The organism is Pontibacter sp. Tf4 (assembly GCF_014212495.1).
In the GTDB taxonomy this organism is placed as follows: Bacteria; Bacteroidota; Bacteroidia; order Cytophagales; family Hymenobacteraceae; genus Pontibacter.
In genome coordinates, this window is record NZ_JACKZC010000006.1 from 220,493 (window position 1) to 234,790 (window position 14,298).

15 protein-coding genes are annotated in these 14,298 nt (G+C 50.9%); 6 read left to right on the plus strand and 9 right to left on the minus strand.

Going from position 1 to position 14,298, the window contains the following annotated elements; translation table 11 throughout:
- Positions 1-498: 498 nt before the first annotated feature.
- A complete protein-coding gene (locus H7F15_RS11670; RefSeq protein ID WP_185197151.1) occupies positions 499-2,103 on the plus strand; it encodes an alpha-amylase family glycosyl hydrolase in 1,605 nt (534 codons plus the stop codon).
- Positions 2,104-2,143: 40 nt separating this feature from the next.
- Here the strand turns inward: H7F15_RS11670 and H7F15_RS11675 are convergent, their stop codons facing one another.
- The gene (locus H7F15_RS11675; RefSeq protein ID WP_185197152.1) at positions 2,144-3,058 is read right to left on the minus strand and encodes a mechanosensitive ion channel family protein; all 915 of its coding nucleotides are present in this window, start codon (positions 3,056-3,058) and stop codon (positions 2,144-2,146) included.
- A 406-nt stretch (positions 3,059-3,464) separates the two neighbouring features.
- Here H7F15_RS11675 and H7F15_RS11680 point away from each other — a divergent pair, with 406 nt between their 5' ends.
- Positions 3,465-5,657, plus strand: a complete 2,193-nt coding sequence (locus H7F15_RS11680; protein ID WP_185197153.1) for a PAS domain S-box protein — start codon at positions 3,465-3,467, stop codon at positions 5,655-5,657.
- The gene (locus tag H7F15_RS11685) at positions 5,650-6,036 is read left to right on the plus strand and encodes a response regulator (RefSeq protein WP_185197154.1); all 387 of its coding nucleotides are present in this window, start codon (positions 5,650-5,652) and stop codon (positions 6,034-6,036) included. Before H7F15_RS11680 ends, H7F15_RS11685 begins: the two co-directional genes overlap by 8 nt.
- A gap of 181 nt (positions 6,037-6,217) precedes the next feature.
- On the opposite strand, the gene H7F15_RS11690 is transcribed toward H7F15_RS11685, so the two are convergent.
- The gene (locus tag H7F15_RS11690) at positions 6,218-6,490 is read right to left on the minus strand and encodes a hypothetical protein (protein WP_185197155.1); all 273 of its coding nucleotides are present in this window, start codon (positions 6,488-6,490) and stop codon (positions 6,218-6,220) included.
- 215 nt (positions 6,491-6,705) lie between these two features.
- On the opposite strand from H7F15_RS11690, the gene H7F15_RS11695 reads away from it, so the two are divergent.
- On the plus strand, positions 6,706-7,056 hold the full coding sequence (locus H7F15_RS11695) for a thioredoxin family protein (RefSeq protein WP_185197156.1): 351 nt from the start codon (positions 6,706-6,708) through the stop codon (positions 7,054-7,056).
- A 13-nt stretch (positions 7,057-7,069) separates the two neighbouring features.
- Here H7F15_RS11695 and H7F15_RS11700 read toward each other — a convergent pair whose 3' ends face one another.
- The 3 genes from H7F15_RS11700 to H7F15_RS11710 all read right to left on the minus strand — a co-directional run bounded on the left by H7F15_RS11700 (position 7,070) and on the right by H7F15_RS11710 (position 9,610).
- Complete coding sequence (locus H7F15_RS11700) at positions 7,070-7,933, minus strand: pirin family protein (protein WP_185197157.1); 864 nt, start codon at positions 7,931-7,933, stop codon at positions 7,070-7,072.
- 94 nt (positions 7,934-8,027) lie between these two features.
- Positions 8,028-8,807 carry a hypothetical protein gene (locus tag H7F15_RS11705; RefSeq protein WP_185197158.1) on the minus strand — a complete coding sequence of 260 codons (780 nt, stop codon included), beginning with the start codon at positions 8,805-8,807 and terminating at the stop codon, positions 8,028-8,030.
- Between the two features lie 110 nt (positions 8,808-8,917).
- Positions 8,918-9,610: a hypothetical protein gene (locus tag H7F15_RS11710; RefSeq protein WP_185197159.1), complete on the minus strand. Its 693-nt coding sequence runs from the start codon at positions 9,608-9,610 to the stop codon at positions 8,918-8,920.
- A gap of 322 nt (positions 9,611-9,932) precedes the next feature.
- Between H7F15_RS11710 and H7F15_RS11715 the strand changes: the two genes are divergently transcribed.
- Together H7F15_RS11715 and H7F15_RS11720 are read left to right on the plus strand one after the other, a co-directional pair.
- Positions 9,933-10,937, plus strand: a complete 1,005-nt coding sequence (locus H7F15_RS11715) for an NAD(P)/FAD-dependent oxidoreductase (RefSeq protein WP_185197160.1) — start codon at positions 9,933-9,935, stop codon at positions 10,935-10,937.
- 3 nt (positions 10,938-10,940) lie between these two features.
- Positions 10,941-11,264 (plus strand): 2Fe-2S iron-sulfur cluster-binding protein, encoded by a 324-nt coding sequence (locus H7F15_RS11720; RefSeq protein WP_185197161.1) that lies wholly within the window; start codon positions 10,941-10,943, stop codon positions 11,262-11,264.
- A 204-nt stretch (positions 11,265-11,468) separates the two neighbouring features.
- Here H7F15_RS11720 and H7F15_RS11725 read toward each other — a convergent pair whose 3' ends face one another.
- Genes H7F15_RS11725 through H7F15_RS11740 form a run of 4 tightly spaced genes read right to left on the minus strand, consistent with a single transcriptional unit; the run spans position 11,469 to position 14,100 of the window.
- Positions 11,469-11,876: a hypothetical protein gene (locus tag H7F15_RS11725; protein ID WP_185197162.1), complete on the minus strand. Its 408-nt coding sequence runs from the start codon at positions 11,874-11,876 to the stop codon at positions 11,469-11,471.
- Between the two features lie 9 nt (positions 11,877-11,885).
- Positions 11,886-12,785: a cyanophycinase gene (locus H7F15_RS11730; RefSeq protein ID WP_185197163.1), complete on the minus strand. Its 900-nt coding sequence runs from the start codon at positions 12,783-12,785 to the stop codon at positions 11,886-11,888.
- A 32-nt stretch (positions 12,786-12,817) separates the two neighbouring features.
- Positions 12,818-13,231 (minus strand): hypothetical protein, encoded by a 414-nt coding sequence (locus H7F15_RS11735; protein WP_185197164.1) that lies wholly within the window; start codon positions 13,229-13,231, stop codon positions 12,818-12,820.
- Between the two features lie 8 nt (positions 13,232-13,239).
- Positions 13,240-14,100, minus strand: coding sequence for a TIGR02587 family membrane protein (locus H7F15_RS11740; RefSeq protein ID WP_185197165.1), 861 nt, complete (start codon positions 14,098-14,100; stop codon positions 13,240-13,242).
- Positions 14,101-14,298: the final 198 nt, after the last annotated feature.

Consider the following 14,298-nt stretch of genomic DNA (forward strand, 5'->3'; position numbering starts at 1 on the left):
GGTTGAGCGCCTTTGACTTGTTGCGGTGCCGTCAGGCAATCCGACGCAGGAGGATAGCAAGAAGGCAGCAGCGCGATGCCCGAAGACGAGGCCTCCCGGCCTGGGAGGGAGCTAAGTAAACTATAGCACTATAGGCTCTTAGAGCTCCTAGGATTGGAGTTAACTATAGAAAACGGCTTGGTTCCAGTTGCAAGCAAAGGCAACTATAGAACTATAGCCTTTCAACTATAGTTTGAGATAGATTTCTCACTCTGTTCGAAATGACAATAGTTAATTTAGGACAAATAAGATCCCTCGACTTCGCTCGGGATGACAAAGAAGCAACTATAGGCTGAAATAGATTGCTTAAGTTGTTCGAAATGACAGAAGATTAGAAACGAACTCCAGAACATAGAAGCTCGTCTGACTCCATTTGAAATAAGAAAAGAGCAAACTATAAAACTATATCCCCTGCCCCTACCTCCCGTACAAAAGGAACTATACCAAAACCGGACAAACATGGCGGCAGACAAAAACTACCTTTGGTGGCAAAGCGGAATCATTTACCAGATCTACCCCCGGTCGTTTCAGGACAGTAACGGCGATGGCGTGGGCGACCTGCAAGGCATCCGGCAGCGGCTGGACTACCTGCAGTGGCTGGGTGTGGACGCAGTCTGGGTCTCCCCGATCTACCCCTCGCCAATGGCCGATTTTGGTTACGACATCTCAGACTATACCGGTATTCACCCGCTCTTCGGCACCATGGCTGATTTTGATGAACTGCTGCAGGACGTACACCGCCGGGGCATGAAACTGATCCTGGACCTGGTGCCCAACCATACATCCGACCAGCATCCGTGGTTCCTGGAATCCCGCTCCTCCAAAAATAACCCCAAACGCGACTGGTACATCTGGGAGGATGCCAAACCGGACGGCAGTGCGCCTAACAACTGGCTGAGCGTATTTGGCGGCAGCGGCTGGGAATGGGATGAACAAACAGGGCAGTTTTACTACCACGCGTTCCTGAAAGAGCAGCCCGACCTGAACTGGCGCAATCCGGAGGTGCAGCAGGCCATGTTTGATGTGATGCGCTTCTGGCTGGACAAGGGTGTGGATGGTTTCAGGGTGGATGTGATGTGGCACATGATAAAGGACAAGCAACTGCGCGACAACCCACCTAACCCGGACTACAGCCCCGAAATGGCCACCTACGAAAAGCTGACACCGGCCTTCTCCACAGACCAGCCCGAAATACACGACATCGTTCAAAAAATGCGGCAGGTAACGGATGCCTACAACGAACGCGTGCTCATCGGGGAAATATACCTGCCCATACACCGGCTGGTAACATACTATGGCCCGGACAATAACGGCGCACACCTGCCTTTTAATTTTATGTTACTGAACCTTCCCTGGAATGCGCGCCAGATCGCGTCGGCAGTGGATGAATACGAAGGCGCTTTGCCCGAAGGTGGCTGGCCCAATTGGGTACTCGGCAACCACGACAAACCCCGCATTGCCAGCCGGGTTGGCAGGGCACAGGCACGGGTGGCGGCCATGCTGCTGCTAACCCTGCGCGGCACCCCAACCTTGTACTATGGCGACGAAATAGAGATGACCGATGTGGCAATTCCGGCGGATGAGATACAGGACCCACAAGGCCTGAACATGCCCGGCCTGAACCTGAGCCGCGACCCCGCCCGAACCCCAATGCAGTGGAATGATGCTGAAAACGCAGGATTTACGACCGGCACGCCCTGGCTCCGCCTGCCCCCGAACAATAGCCGCATCAATGTAGAGAAGCAGAAAGACGATCCTCATGCAATGTTAAGCCTGTACCGCCGCCTGATAGCGCTACGACGCAGCGAACCAGCTCTGCGCACTGGCGATTATTTGCCGGTTATGGCTGAAGGCAATGTAATGGCTTATCTCCGGAAGCATGAGGATACAAAGCTGCTGATCGTGCTGAACATGGGACACCAGACCTGTTATTTTAAACCCGGGAACATGCACCTGCAAGGCACTGTGCTACTGGCCACCGATCCGGAGCGGGAAGGAAAGCTGGTACAGGAGCAGATCATCCTGCAGGCCGACGAAGGCCTGATCATCAGACTGCAACTATAGCAACTATAGGATTAAACTTTATGCCGGATGTTGCGCCAAACTATAGCGCGGTCGGGGGTAAAGGGGCTTGTTCTGATTGGTAAAAGCGTGTGGTTGGGTAAGCAAATCGGATGTCGTCGGTAGCCAGAAAAGCATCCAGCACTTCTTCCCAGATCAGGTGCTCGCTGGTGCGCCGGCGGCCAATGCTGCACAGGTAGCGCATTGTTAAGCGCACGCCGTTCTCCACCACTCTGGTAAATATCTGCGGCTCCAGCGACTGGTAAAAGATCAGGTGCCGTTCCGAAATACGTTTAAGCTGGGCCTCTGCTTCGTCGGTCAGTTGCTCGCTGTGCCGTGCCACCGCTGCTGCCAGTATGCTCTTTGCCTTCTGGCGGTTGCTTTCGAAGGTTATAGTTACGCCAGCCTCGTGCCACACAAACGGAAAGCCATAGTTATAGTTTGCCTGCTCTACGGTAAACAGTTTGCCATTCGGCATATGAATAACGCGCCCGGTGGCCTGGTCGGCTTCTACCCAGCCCTGTACTTCGTTCAGCGTAAACTGGAAAAGCCGGATATCGATCACGTCGCCGGTTCTGCCACTTATCTCAATGCGGTCTCCTACCCGGAAAGGGCGTTTCCAGATGATAAAAAGCCAGCCGGCCATGTTCAGGACGGGCTCTTTGAGGGCGAGCACCAAACCTGCCGAGAGCAGCCCCAGAAAGGTAGCAATTGGCTGAAACCCCTGAAACCAGATATTGACCAGCAGCAGAAACCCCAGGGCTGTGGTAACATAGTTGGTTACCTTGCGCCACTGGTATTGCTTGCGCAGGTCCTTCTGTTGCCGGAATATGAGCCGTAGCACTAACCTGCTCAGCAGCCATAACCCCAGGATCACCGCCACGGAAAGCAGCACGTTTTCCAGCACTTCTGCCGCTATGCCGGTACTAACCTCTAACCAGTGTATGATCCTTTTCATTGTTCTACCGCAATACGAGCACTTCTTTGTTTAGGATAGCTTTATGTCGCACCGTTCTCGCGTGCTATAGTTTTCAGATGACTCTGTCAGGTGTGGAACGGGTTTTTCTGCAACTTAACTTTTATGGATTGGTGTCTGCCCGCAATTTGCTGGTGAAACTATAGTCATACTTATACAACAATCTAATTTAAGTACTATTTTTAAAAAAAGTTAAAACTATAGTTTACTCGCCTTGCCTCCTGCATAAACACCACTAATTATCAGACATAAGCTAATTTTTAAACAATCTACAGGGGCACTCAACAAATATATCCAAACATAGTGGTTTCTAAATCAACTACAATTTACTTTTGCAACTGGATATAGTTTACCAGAACTGTAACCGGACTTTTAGCCAGGTCAATTTATGAGCAAAACGTTTACCCCGGAATTCTACGATTCGATTCTGAAGAACAGCCACGATAAGATCACGATCATAGACCACGAAGGACTGTATATGTATGTGAGCGATTCTGTGGAGCAGCAACTAAACTATACTTCAGAAGAACTGATCGGCGGTAGTGCCCTGCACCACATCCATAACGAGGACCTGCCACACGTTTTCGCAGCCCTGAAAGAAATACAGAATACCCGCCAGCTGCGCGTAAAACCTTTCCGGTATCTGCATAAAAACGGCTCCTGGCGCTGGCTGGACTGCGTACTGACCAACATGCTGGATAACCCGGCTGTAAAGGGATATGTGACCAATTCCCGGGACATTACCGAAGAAATTGAATCTGAAAAGAAACGGGAAAAGAGCCAGGCCTACTATAAAGCACTGTTCATTAACCACCCTGACCTGGTGTTTACCCTGAACGAGGAAGGGGTGATAGAAGAAAGCAATGCCAGTGTTTCGAAGGTAACCAGTTTTGGTACAGAGGAGAGCATTGGGAAGCACTTTGCACAGTTTATTGCACCGGCTTACCTGGAAGAAGCGCTGCAGGCCTTCCGGAAGGTGATAAAAGGTGGAGCACACGCCTTTGAGACAGTGATCATAGACAAGAACGGTGAGAAGATAGACCTGAGCGTGACGCTGGTTCCGGTGTGGCTGGATAACCGCATCACGGCTGTGCACTGCATTGCCAAAGACATCACGCAGATCAAACAATCAGAAAGGCTGCTGAAAGAACAGACCACGCAGCTGAATAATATACTTGGCAGTATAACCGAAGCCTTTTTTGCAGTAAACCGGCAGTGGTGCATTACCTACGCCAACAAAGCCTTTGCCGACTACTTTCAGGTGGCCGACCATGCAGTGCTGCATACCAATATCTGGCAGGAGTATCCGGACCTGGTGCATTCGGTGTTTTACCGCAAGTGCATGGAGGTAATGGCCACCGGCATAGCCGTGGAGCACGAAGAATACATAGTGCCGTTGCAGGCTGTTACAAACTATAAGATTTACCCTTTTGAGGAAGGTATTGCTGTTTGCTTTACCGATATAACAGCCAAAAAGGCAGCCCAGGAAGAACTGAAAAAACTATCGCTGGTGGCCAGCAAAACAACCAACGGCGTTATTATAACTGATAACAAAGGACGCATTGAGTGGGCCAATAACTCGTTTCTGAAACTGACCGGTTACGTGCTGGATGAGGTGCTGCAACAGGACCCCGTGATGATACTGCAGGGGCCGGAAACCAACCAGGAAGCACTGCAGAACATGAAGCGCCTGCTTTGCCTTGGCATTCCATTCTCGGAGGAGCTGCTGACCTATAAAAAGAACGGCGAAAAAGTGTGGATCGCTTCCGACGTTACCCCTATCCTGGACGAAGCCGGCGAAATTGAAAAGTACGTTATCATTTACACAGATATTTCGGACAGGAAATATGCCGAGACCAAGCTGCTGCACCTGAACGAGAACCTGGTACAACAGAACCGGGATCTGCAGCAGTTTACTTACATTGTATCGCATAACCTGCGTGCGCCTGTTGCCAATATTGTAGGCCTTACCCGCATGCTGCCCAAACTGCAGTCCGACGCTGTTGCCTTTACCAAAGCACTGGCCAACCTCGACAAATCGGTGCAGCGCCTGGATGCCGTGATCTGTGACCTGGGCAAGATACTGGCTGTCAAAACCCCGGACAGCTCGGAAGTGCTGGAGCCGGTAGACCTGGCAACGCTGAGCGCTGAGGTAGCCCAGAGCCTGCAGGAAACGACCACGGCCATAAAAGCGACAGTTATACTGAAAACTCAGGGTGGCATCGTGCTGCAGGCCAAAAGAGCATATCTTTACAGCATTCTGCACAACCTGTTTACCAACGCCATTAAATACCGCTCCGAAGAACGCCCGCTGCAACTACAGCTTACCATCAGCAAAAACTCCGATGGCAGTACAGCTATCCAGGTAACGGATAATGGTTTGGGCATGGATATGGACGCGATACGACCGCACATCTTCAAGCTTTATAACCGCTTCCATGTGCACACCGAAGGCCGGGGCCTGGGACTATACCTGGTAAAATCGCAGGTGGAGGCCATGGGCGGCACCATTGAAGTAGAAAGCGTAAAAGGAGAGGGAACCACCTTTAAAATCCATTTTAAGGCACAACGCAATGATTGACAGAGTGTATGTAGTGGATGATGACGACATAAGTGCCTTTGTTACGTCGATGCTGCTTGAGTCGGAATGCCTTGCCCGGGAAGTGGAATGCTTTCTGTGCGCGGAGGAAGCCCTGCATAAATTATTGCATGGCCCCGAAGAAAACTGGCCACAGGTTATTTTCCTGGACCTGAACATGCCCGTGCTGAACGGCTGGAACTTCCTGGATGCCATGACAGCGCAGCAGCAACGCTTTTTGCAACGGGTAAAGGTGTTTATTCTTACTTCGTCGGTAGATCCGCAGGAAAAAGAAATGGCCGGGCAATATATGCTTGTAAAAGGCTTCCTGCGCAAACCCCTCGACGAAGTGGCCATCACGTACCTGAAGCATGCCGTGTAAAGCAGCCTTTTGATCTGAGATCAGGGAAATGACTTATTTGCCACAGCGTAGCAGCCCGCTACCTATAGTTTGTACCAAAAAATAAAGCCACCTAAAAAGTGGCTCTATTGATTACAGACCTTATTGAACAAAGGCCGCAAAACACAAAATTCATATCCGTAAAGTCCGGCTCCTGCCGGCGCTATTCCAGTTCTTTCAGCAATTTTCTGGATTTTACCCGCAGCGAGAACCAACCATAGTTGTTGCGAAGGCGCTCAAAGGTATTGCCTTCCACCACGCCGTTTATACCGGTCTGCTTCAGGGCCTGTACCACGTATTCATCCTTTACCAGAAAGTTATCCTGCACCATACCATATTTAATGAAAGAACAGGCAAGACCTTCTTCTTCGTTCTTCATCAGCATTAACTGGCTGTTGTCCAGCCCTTTTTTTAATCTTTCCAGCAGTTCTTCCATAGTTTAATTGTTATCTTCTGTACTACACGCATTTCAGTAGCAAAGTTCATTTTAATGTAAATTTATTACAATAAATAACAACCGCATTACATAAACTTATTGAATTGGTAAACCTACCTGAACGAAGGATAAACTATAGTTTTAAGGGAGTAAAGAGAAAGCACCTTTCAAAGGCAGGGTTTCTAACTCTTGAGGCTGGTTTGCGTTATCAGAGTATGCAGAAAACAGGCAACCTAACCACCATACACAATGCAACTGATGCTGACCTGCGGCAACTTTTGTATAAGCACGACCTTGTTATAGTTAAGTTTACAGATAAGGAATGTAAGGTCTGCAAGGCCCTGGCGCCTTCGTTTGAGGCGCTTGCCAGGCAAACTGCTTATAATGAGGTGTTGTTCCTGCGGATGGATGCCAACGAGAATCCGGTATCCAGAAAAGAAGTAAAGGTAAGCAGCACGCCGTTTATTGCCACCTACCACAAAGCAGTGCTGCTGGACTGTGGCCTGGTAAGTACCCGCGAGGAAATCACCCGGATGCTGACCCGGTTGCTGGAGCAGAAAGCCTGAGAAGTTTCTCCTTTTAATCTTCGATCAGTATTCCCATTTTGCCCTGCTGGTAATCGCGCATGGCCTGCATCACTTCTATCTGGGTGTTCATCACAAAAGGGCCGTACATGGTTACTTCTTCCTCTATCGGTTGGCCGGCCAGGAACAGGATGCGGGTCGCTTCTTTTGCCGTTATGGTACAGCCTTCGCCATCTGAGTTCAGTTCTACGGCATAGTGGCCGTCTATCAGCCCATACCCTTGTAACGAGATTTGCCCGTCCAGCAGGTAAAATACAGCGTTGTAGGTTTCCGGTACAGGAATGTGGCAGGTGGCGCCGGCTTGTAGGGTAAGGCGCAGTACCAGCAGGGGCACCAGGCTTTTTACAGGGCCTTTTACATTTCCCAGTTCGCCGGTTATAACCTGTATCGTATAGCCATCGCCGGTTACTACAGGTGTTTCAGAAGCATGCAGGGGTTGGTAGCGGGGCTGTATCATTTTATGTTTTGCCGGCAGGTTCACCCAGATCTGTATGATCTCCTGCACCCCGCCGCGCTCCTGAATATCGTGCGGCGGACGCTCGCTGTGCGTAATGCCCATGCCTGCATCCATCCACTGTGTTCCGCCCTCATATACAATGCTGTTGTTGCCCCGCGAGTCGCGGTGGTGCACGCCGCCTTTGTACACAAATGTTACCGGCGAAAAGCCCCGGTGCGGATGCGGCCCGATGCCGGCCCTGCGTGGTTCTATGTCTGGCGAGATGGTTGTTGTGTGGTGATGCAGCATCAGGAAAGGATCGATCTGGTCTACCTGCTCGGTTGGGAAGGGCTGGCGCACAGGTTCTCCGTTCATTTCTACTTCTTCGGCATAGAGCAGGCGGGCAACAGTTCTGTTTTTCATGGTGGGCAAAGTTATGCTGTATTCTATCTGAAAAGCTATACGCGTTAAACTATAGTTTGTAAAAAAAGCCGGCAATGGTGCCGGCTTTTATAGTTTACTGTGTTATCTCATAGTCCCTTCGGTAGTTGTTGGGGTCTTCGTCCCGGTAACCGCCCCGGTCGCTCTGGTCTGTGCTATAGTTCCGTCCCTGGCTATAAGGGTTATAGTCGCGGCTGCCATAGCTGCCGTGGTTCCCTGTCGATTCGCTATAGTTGTCGGGGCTGTACCTGCCCACGCTGCGTGGCATACCGGACTCCATGCCTCTGTTGCTGTAGCTGTTGTAGCCGCTTCTGTTGCTATAGTCTGTGTCTCTCCGGTCCATGCTGCGTTGTGCACTACCATAACCACCACCGTAACCCGACATAGAAGTATAATCGTCCACATTGCCGCGGTCGCCGCTCATGGAGCCATAGTCTGAAGCGCCACTGAAATCGCCGTGTGCGCTATAGTTGGAGCCTCCGAAAGCAGACCCGCTGTAGCCGCCCATTCGTCCTGAGCCGTAGCCCTCGCGCTGCAGCCGTTCCCGGTCACGGCGCATGCGTTCAGCAATGTCTTCGCCGGTATCGGTGTAGCGGCCCTCCGAACCAAAGCCTGTAATGCCGTAGCCCTGCCTGATGGTGCTCAGATCGGGGCCGCTGCGCTGGGTTTGCTGGTAGTAATCTTCCTCCAGGTCATGGTGGTGGCGACGGTAGTCAGCATCCCGGTCGCGGCTGTTCCGGAAACGGTTCTCATAATCCCGGCCAAAATCTCCGTCACGGCTGGAGCGGTCCCAGTCTCTTCTGTTTTCGGAGCCAAGGCCGCTGTGGTAATAGGTATTTCTTTCGTCTCTTTCCATAGTTTTTGTGGTTATGTTTATAGTGTGTTTATGATACTGCTGTCCAGTTATCAGCAAAGCCCCGAAGCCAGGTGACATTAACCGGGCTCCGGGGCTTTGTTTATATCGTGTCAGTCGTTGTAGCGATCGCGGTAATCGTTGCGTCGGTAATCTTCGTCGTGGTAATTGTTTCGGTAACTATAGGCGTTGTATTCGCGGTCACGGTCGCGCTCGTTGTAGCCCGTAGAGCCATAACCGCGTGGCATATCCCGGAACGAACGGTCGTAACCAGTGCTGCGGTCGTAGCTGTTGCGGCTATAGTTCTCCTGGTCATCGTATCTGTCACGGCCGCGGCCACCGGTGTTGTACTGCCCGTAACGGTGGTAATCCGGTTCGCGGCTGCCGCCGTAGCTGCCATAGTTGCGACTGTTATAGTCGGTGTACGATTCGCTGCCGCCGCGCTCGTAGCGGCCAGGGTTGCGGTCGTATTGCTGCATGTGGCGGCTGCCATAGTCGGAGTGGCCGTAGGCAGAGCCGCCGCCGTATGTGCTGCCACCTTTGCCGTAGCGGGTACCGCCGCTCATATCGCCGCGGGCGTGTGCGCCAAAAGTGCGCGAGCGGTCATAACCCCTGAAATCATCATCTGCATCGTGGTAGTAGTCGTTGCCTCGCATGCTGCGGCCTGCTCCCATCTCGCGTCCGCCATCACGCCCGGCAGATCTGTTCTGGTTGTCATAATCGCGGGTGTAACCGCCGTCGGAACTGGTGCCGTAAAATCCGCCATACGACATATCGCGCTCATCTCTTCTTTCGTTTCTTGCCATAGTTTAAAGGTTTTTAAGTACACAATATCTCTTTTAAACGGATGCCTTCCGCAGCGGTTATAGTTCGTGGGGCAGGGCGGATAATTTGTACTCTGTTTTAAAAACCTGAAAAGCCGCCACGTTGCCAACTATAGCCACCATGCTGCAGGAACGAAACCCGCCTCCGGAACCGTTATAAACTGATAGCGCCACCTTCTGTAAAAACTGAAAACAATACCTGCTGCACAGGGTTAATTATTGCAGAAAAGGTTGGGGAAGTTGGCCTGTTGCCCTTACATTTACGGCATCAGCAAAGGCTGAAACAAGTATAATTATTTTACTAATGTTAACGACAGATATATGTATAGTTGGCGCGGGCCCTGTTGGCCTGTTCGCCGTTTTTGAGGCAGGTCTGCTTAAAATGCGCTGCCACGTTATTGATGCGCTGCCTACCCCGGGCGGGCAGTTAGCGGAGATATACCCTAAAAAACCGATCTACGATATTCCGGGCTTCCCGAGCATACTGGCCGGCGACCTGGTAGATAACCTGATGAAACAGATCGAGCCTTTCCACCCTACGTTTACACTTGGCGAGCGTGTAGAGCACCTGCACAAACAGGAAGACGGCAGCTTTATAGTGGAAACGACCGACGGCACCAAAGTAGCCTGCAAAGTGGTGGTGATTGCCGGCGGACTGGGTTCTTTTGAGCCACGCAAGCCTGCCATCGAGAACCTCGAAACTTTTGAAGGCAAAGGCGTGAACTACATGGTGCGCGACCCGGAAACCTTTCGCGACAAGCGGGTAGTAATTGCAGGCGGCGGCGACTCTGCCCTGGACTGGACAATTTACCTGGCCGGCCTCACCGAAGACCTGACCCTGGTACACCGTGGCACAACTTTCCGCGGCGCTCCCGAGTCGGCGCAGAAAGTGATCAGCATGGCTGAAGAAGGGCACATAAAACTGCTGCTTAAATCAAACGTGACGGATGTGCATGGCAACGGCAAACTGAATGCAGTAACCGTGCTGGTAGATAACGATACGCCACATGAGATTGAGACCGATTACTTTATTCCGTTGTTCGGGCTGGTACCCAAACTGGGCCCGATAGAAGACTGGGGACTGGAGCTGGACAAAGGCGCAATCGTTGTAAACACCTTCGATTATTCTACCAATGTTCCGGGCGTGTATGCCATCGGCGATATCAATACTTACCCGGGCAAGCTGAAGCTGATCCTTTGTGGTTTCCATGAGGCAGCCCTGATGGCGCAAAGTGCTTACAACGTTATTTACCCGGACAAGAAATTTGTACTGAAATACACCACCGTAAACGGCATACAGGAACTATAGCCCATGGAAGACGCAATAAAAATTACAGTAGAAACCCCGGACGGTGATCGTATAACACTGGAAGCCCCAACCGACATGGGACTGTCGGTAATGGAAGTAATGAAGGCCAATGAGCTGAACGTGCCAGCAATTTGCGGCGGCATGGCCATTTGCGCTACCTGCCACGTTGAGGTGCTGGAAAGCGGCGACCTGCCTGAAATGAACGACGACGAAGCCTTTATGATCGAATCGTTACCGCATGCCACAGAAATGAGCCGCCTGTCGTGCCAGTTACGCATTACACCAGAACTGGATGGACTGGTAGTGCGCCTGATGCCGGAAGCATAAACATTACAAATAACAAGATAAGAAGGCGTTCTGTAGTTCAGGGCGCCTTTTTTGTTTTTATAGTTGCCTGTATAACTATAGATTTGCTCTGAGTTAATAAAAATACGGCTGCCTAAAAACGTATCTGTTACCAAACCCGCTCACCAACAATAGTTTACATTCCGGAAATTATAAGCTGGAAGACTTCGCTAACGCTACCTGAAACTATAGTTTCGAAGAATTAAGAGAAGCATCATCCCTATTTTGTTTAAAACGGGCCATGCCTTTTGTGCCCGCCCATAGCCAAAGCAGGATGAGTATGGCTTCGCCGGCAGCATCCAGCAGGTAAATATCACTGATCAAATCGCTCAGGGCGTAAAACAGATCGATGCCTGCCAGCCCTGCTGCCCCGCCTATGCCCAGCCATTTTATTTCTGCTGTTACCTGTCTGCGTAGTCCGGCGGCAAGCAACACGGCACCAATTACAGTTATGAGTACAGCCACCGTGTAAAGCAACCAGTAGTCCTGTTTCGGCCCTGTAACCCATACAAAGCTCTTTAAATGCAAAAAGGGCCATATACCGGTTACAAACCAGTAAAGGCCCTGCACTATAGACACAACATATACTTTCATGTAAGCTGATCAGGCATGCAACTGTTCGAAGATCGGGAACTCATAGGTCTCCTTGCTCGAGAGCAGATGCACTTCAAGCCCGAAAACCGTGAAAGGCTGGTGGTTACCAATCTCGTAAATATTGCTCCTGGTAATATTTAAACCATTAACTATAGTTACCAGTCCGGTACCGATCACTTCTGCGTTACGGCCTTCGGTTACCAGTATGGCAGTGTCTTCTTCAAGGCCTACGCCAATACAGCCCGGGTTGGTGGCAATACACTGCGCCATGCGCACAATGCGGCCACGCTGTATAAAGTGCGTATCAATGGCAACATTTTTCAGGAACTCCAGCCCTGTGGTAATGCGCACATCGCCTTTCAGCATGCCTTTGTTCACTTCACCTTCGTAGATCATGGGAGTTGATAAAGCTGCTGCGCCCGCACTTGTACCGGCCACAATAATATTCTCTTTTGTATAGCGCTCTTTCAGTTTTTCGAGTAAAATGGTGCCCCCCAGAATGGCGGTCAGTTTCAGCTGGTCGCCGCCTGTCATCATCACGCCGGCGGCCTTGGTTATAGCTTCCACGTTCTCTGGTTTCATGGCATCTGCCCGCTCCCTTATGTCGAGCACATGCAGATTGGTGATGCCAAGCTGCGTAAATACTTTTATATAGTCGTTGGCGCTCTTTTCAGGTTCCGACGATGCCGTAGGTATAATAACGATAAGCGGGTCGCTGCCCCTCAGGTTATCTACAAAACATTTCAGGATCTCCTCTTTTATAAAATCCTGGTTATGACTTTGCAGCTCCGTTTTTTCATCGCCTTTGTCTTCCCGTCCACCAATTGCTAACAATTTACCTTTCGGGTGCGGCATCCGCGATCTAATCGGAAACTGTTCTTCAGCTTTTTCTTTTTCCTTTTTTGCCATGCCTTCCAATTTTAAGTTTAAGCGATTACTGATCAGGGTTTTTTATAGCTTACAATCCTGGCCACAACAGAGTCTGCCGTTGCCGGGCTGCTCCGGAAAATCACCCAACCTTCCCTTTCCGACTCTTTCGGCGAAAACGGGATCGTCAGTTCCGATACTTCCGGTTCCTGCCCCTGGCTGTAGAGCGTGAACTCAACTATAACGGCTTCGGCAGTAGTACCCCCCTTGTTGTATACCGTTACCTTGTAGCGGTTCGGGGCCAGCTCCGAAGGGTCCGGCACTCCTTTGGCATATACCTCAGGGTCCGTATTCTTATAGATAACCGTCTGGTAGGTCAGGTAGCCCAGTATACCCAGCAACATGGCCAGGCTTAAGCCAAATACCAGCCACTCCAGCCAGTTCTTCCTATCATCTTTATGCTCTTCCTGTCGTTTTTCCTTACTCATCCTGCTTCTTATTTAATGAGTAACCTGCCTGCCGAAGCCCCCAGGGACGACAACACTCCCAACACTATCGTCTGAGAGAAAGCCATCCAGAAACTGACACCATCGAAACGGCCAAAGAACCAGAGTGCCAGCGCCGATGCTGCCAGCGCCACAAGGTAACTTACACAGGTATCCAGTATAAACCAGAACCAGAAGCTTTTCATGTGCCTGTCCTTGGTCCCTTTAAAATCGCTGAAGTATACCACAATTATACTTAGCAGCAGCGATATAAGGGCCATGGCCAGTATGTGCGTCGGGGTAGCCTCCATGGCCAGCATAACCACCTCCTCGGTTGGCGCTACGTTACCACCTATAATAATGGCACCGCAAAAAGCCAGTGCAGCCATCCCGATGTGCATCGGTTGCTTTTCTCTTTCCAGGCGTTCATCTTCCTGCTCCTCTTCGGCAACTTTATCGCCGAGCTGTGCCGTGCCAATAGATACCCCCACCGATACGGCCATGGCCTCGATGATCACTTTGCCCATCATCTCGTCGAAACTGGTTACGCCGGGTTGTATGCGGTTCAGCATCCAAAGCACCGTGAACGACATTACAAAGCCAATGCCCATCTCCTCCACAGAGTCGATCAGCACACTGCGCCACGTTACTCCCGGACGCATGCCGGCGTAACGGTTGTAGCCCAGCAACAGCAGGTAGCTTACCAGCATCAGTACAAGCAACTGCAGCGGCGTAGCATGAAAACCAGCCCACCACACTTCCATGGTATACAGGATCGGGAAGCTGAACAGCAGGCCACCGGTTATGCCCCGGGCGTATTCTTTTAACGATAGTTTCAGCGGATGACCGCCGGCATTTTCAGTCGTGCTCAATTTGTGTTAACTATAGTTTGATGCAGTATACGCCGTTGCATAATTAAGGTGATGCTGCCCTCCTGCAGATTCCTGCATCGCGTTAAAGCTACCCCGGAAACAGATGAACAAAGACAAAATAAATTGCACCGTTTCCGGCATTTTTCTGCCACTTTAGTTGCACTTACTGCTACACATACGCCCCTTTGCGGCCAGCAA

What these genes read in the sequence shown, in the direction of transcription:
- H7F15_RS11715 (WP_185197160.1), top strand. Translation starts at nt 9,933, where the DNA reads ATGTTAACGACAGATATATGTATAGTTGGCGCGGGCCCTGTTGGCCTG.
- H7F15_RS11690 (WP_185197155.1), bottom strand. Translation starts at nt 6,490, where the DNA reads ATGGAAGAACTGCTGGAAAGATTAAAAAAAGGGCTGGACAACAGCCAG.
- H7F15_RS11670 (WP_185197151.1), top strand. Translation starts at nt 499, where the DNA reads ATGGCGGCAGACAAAAACTACCTTTGGTGGCAAAGCGGAATCATTTAC.
- H7F15_RS11680 (WP_185197153.1), top strand. Translation starts at nt 3,465, where the DNA reads ATGAGCAAAACGTTTACCCCGGAATTCTACGATTCGATTCTGAAGAAC.
- H7F15_RS11705 (WP_185197158.1), bottom strand. Translation starts at nt 8,807, where the DNA reads ATGGAAAGAGACGAAAGAAATACCTATTACCACAGCGGCCTTGGCTCC.
- H7F15_RS11675 (WP_185197152.1), bottom strand. Translation starts at nt 3,058, where the DNA reads ATGAAAAGGATCATACACTGGTTAGAGGTTAGTACCGGCATAGCGGCA.
- H7F15_RS11720 (WP_185197161.1), top strand. Translation starts at nt 10,941, where the DNA reads ATGGAAGACGCAATAAAAATTACAGTAGAAACCCCGGACGGTGATCGT.
- H7F15_RS11725 (WP_185197162.1), bottom strand. Translation starts at nt 11,876, where the DNA reads ATGAAAGTATATGTTGTGTCTATAGTGCAGGGCCTTTACTGGTTTGTA.
- H7F15_RS11730 (WP_185197163.1), bottom strand. Translation starts at nt 12,785, where the DNA reads ATGGCAAAAAAGGAAAAAGAAAAAGCTGAAGAACAGTTTCCGATTAGA.
- H7F15_RS11685 (WP_185197154.1), top strand. Translation starts at nt 5,650, where the DNA reads ATGATTGACAGAGTGTATGTAGTGGATGATGACGACATAAGTGCCTTT.
- H7F15_RS11735 (WP_185197164.1), bottom strand. Translation starts at nt 13,231, where the DNA reads ATGAGTAAGGAAAAACGACAGGAAGAGCATAAAGATGATAGGAAGAAC.
- H7F15_RS11695 (WP_185197156.1), top strand. Translation starts at nt 6,706, where the DNA reads ATGCAGAAAACAGGCAACCTAACCACCATACACAATGCAACTGATGCT.
- H7F15_RS11710 (WP_185197159.1), bottom strand. Translation starts at nt 9,610, where the DNA reads ATGGCAAGAAACGAAAGAAGAGATGAGCGCGATATGTCGTATGGCGGA.
- H7F15_RS11700 (WP_185197157.1), bottom strand. Translation starts at nt 7,933, where the DNA reads ATGAAAAACAGAACTGTTGCCCGCCTGCTCTATGCCGAAGAAGTAGAA.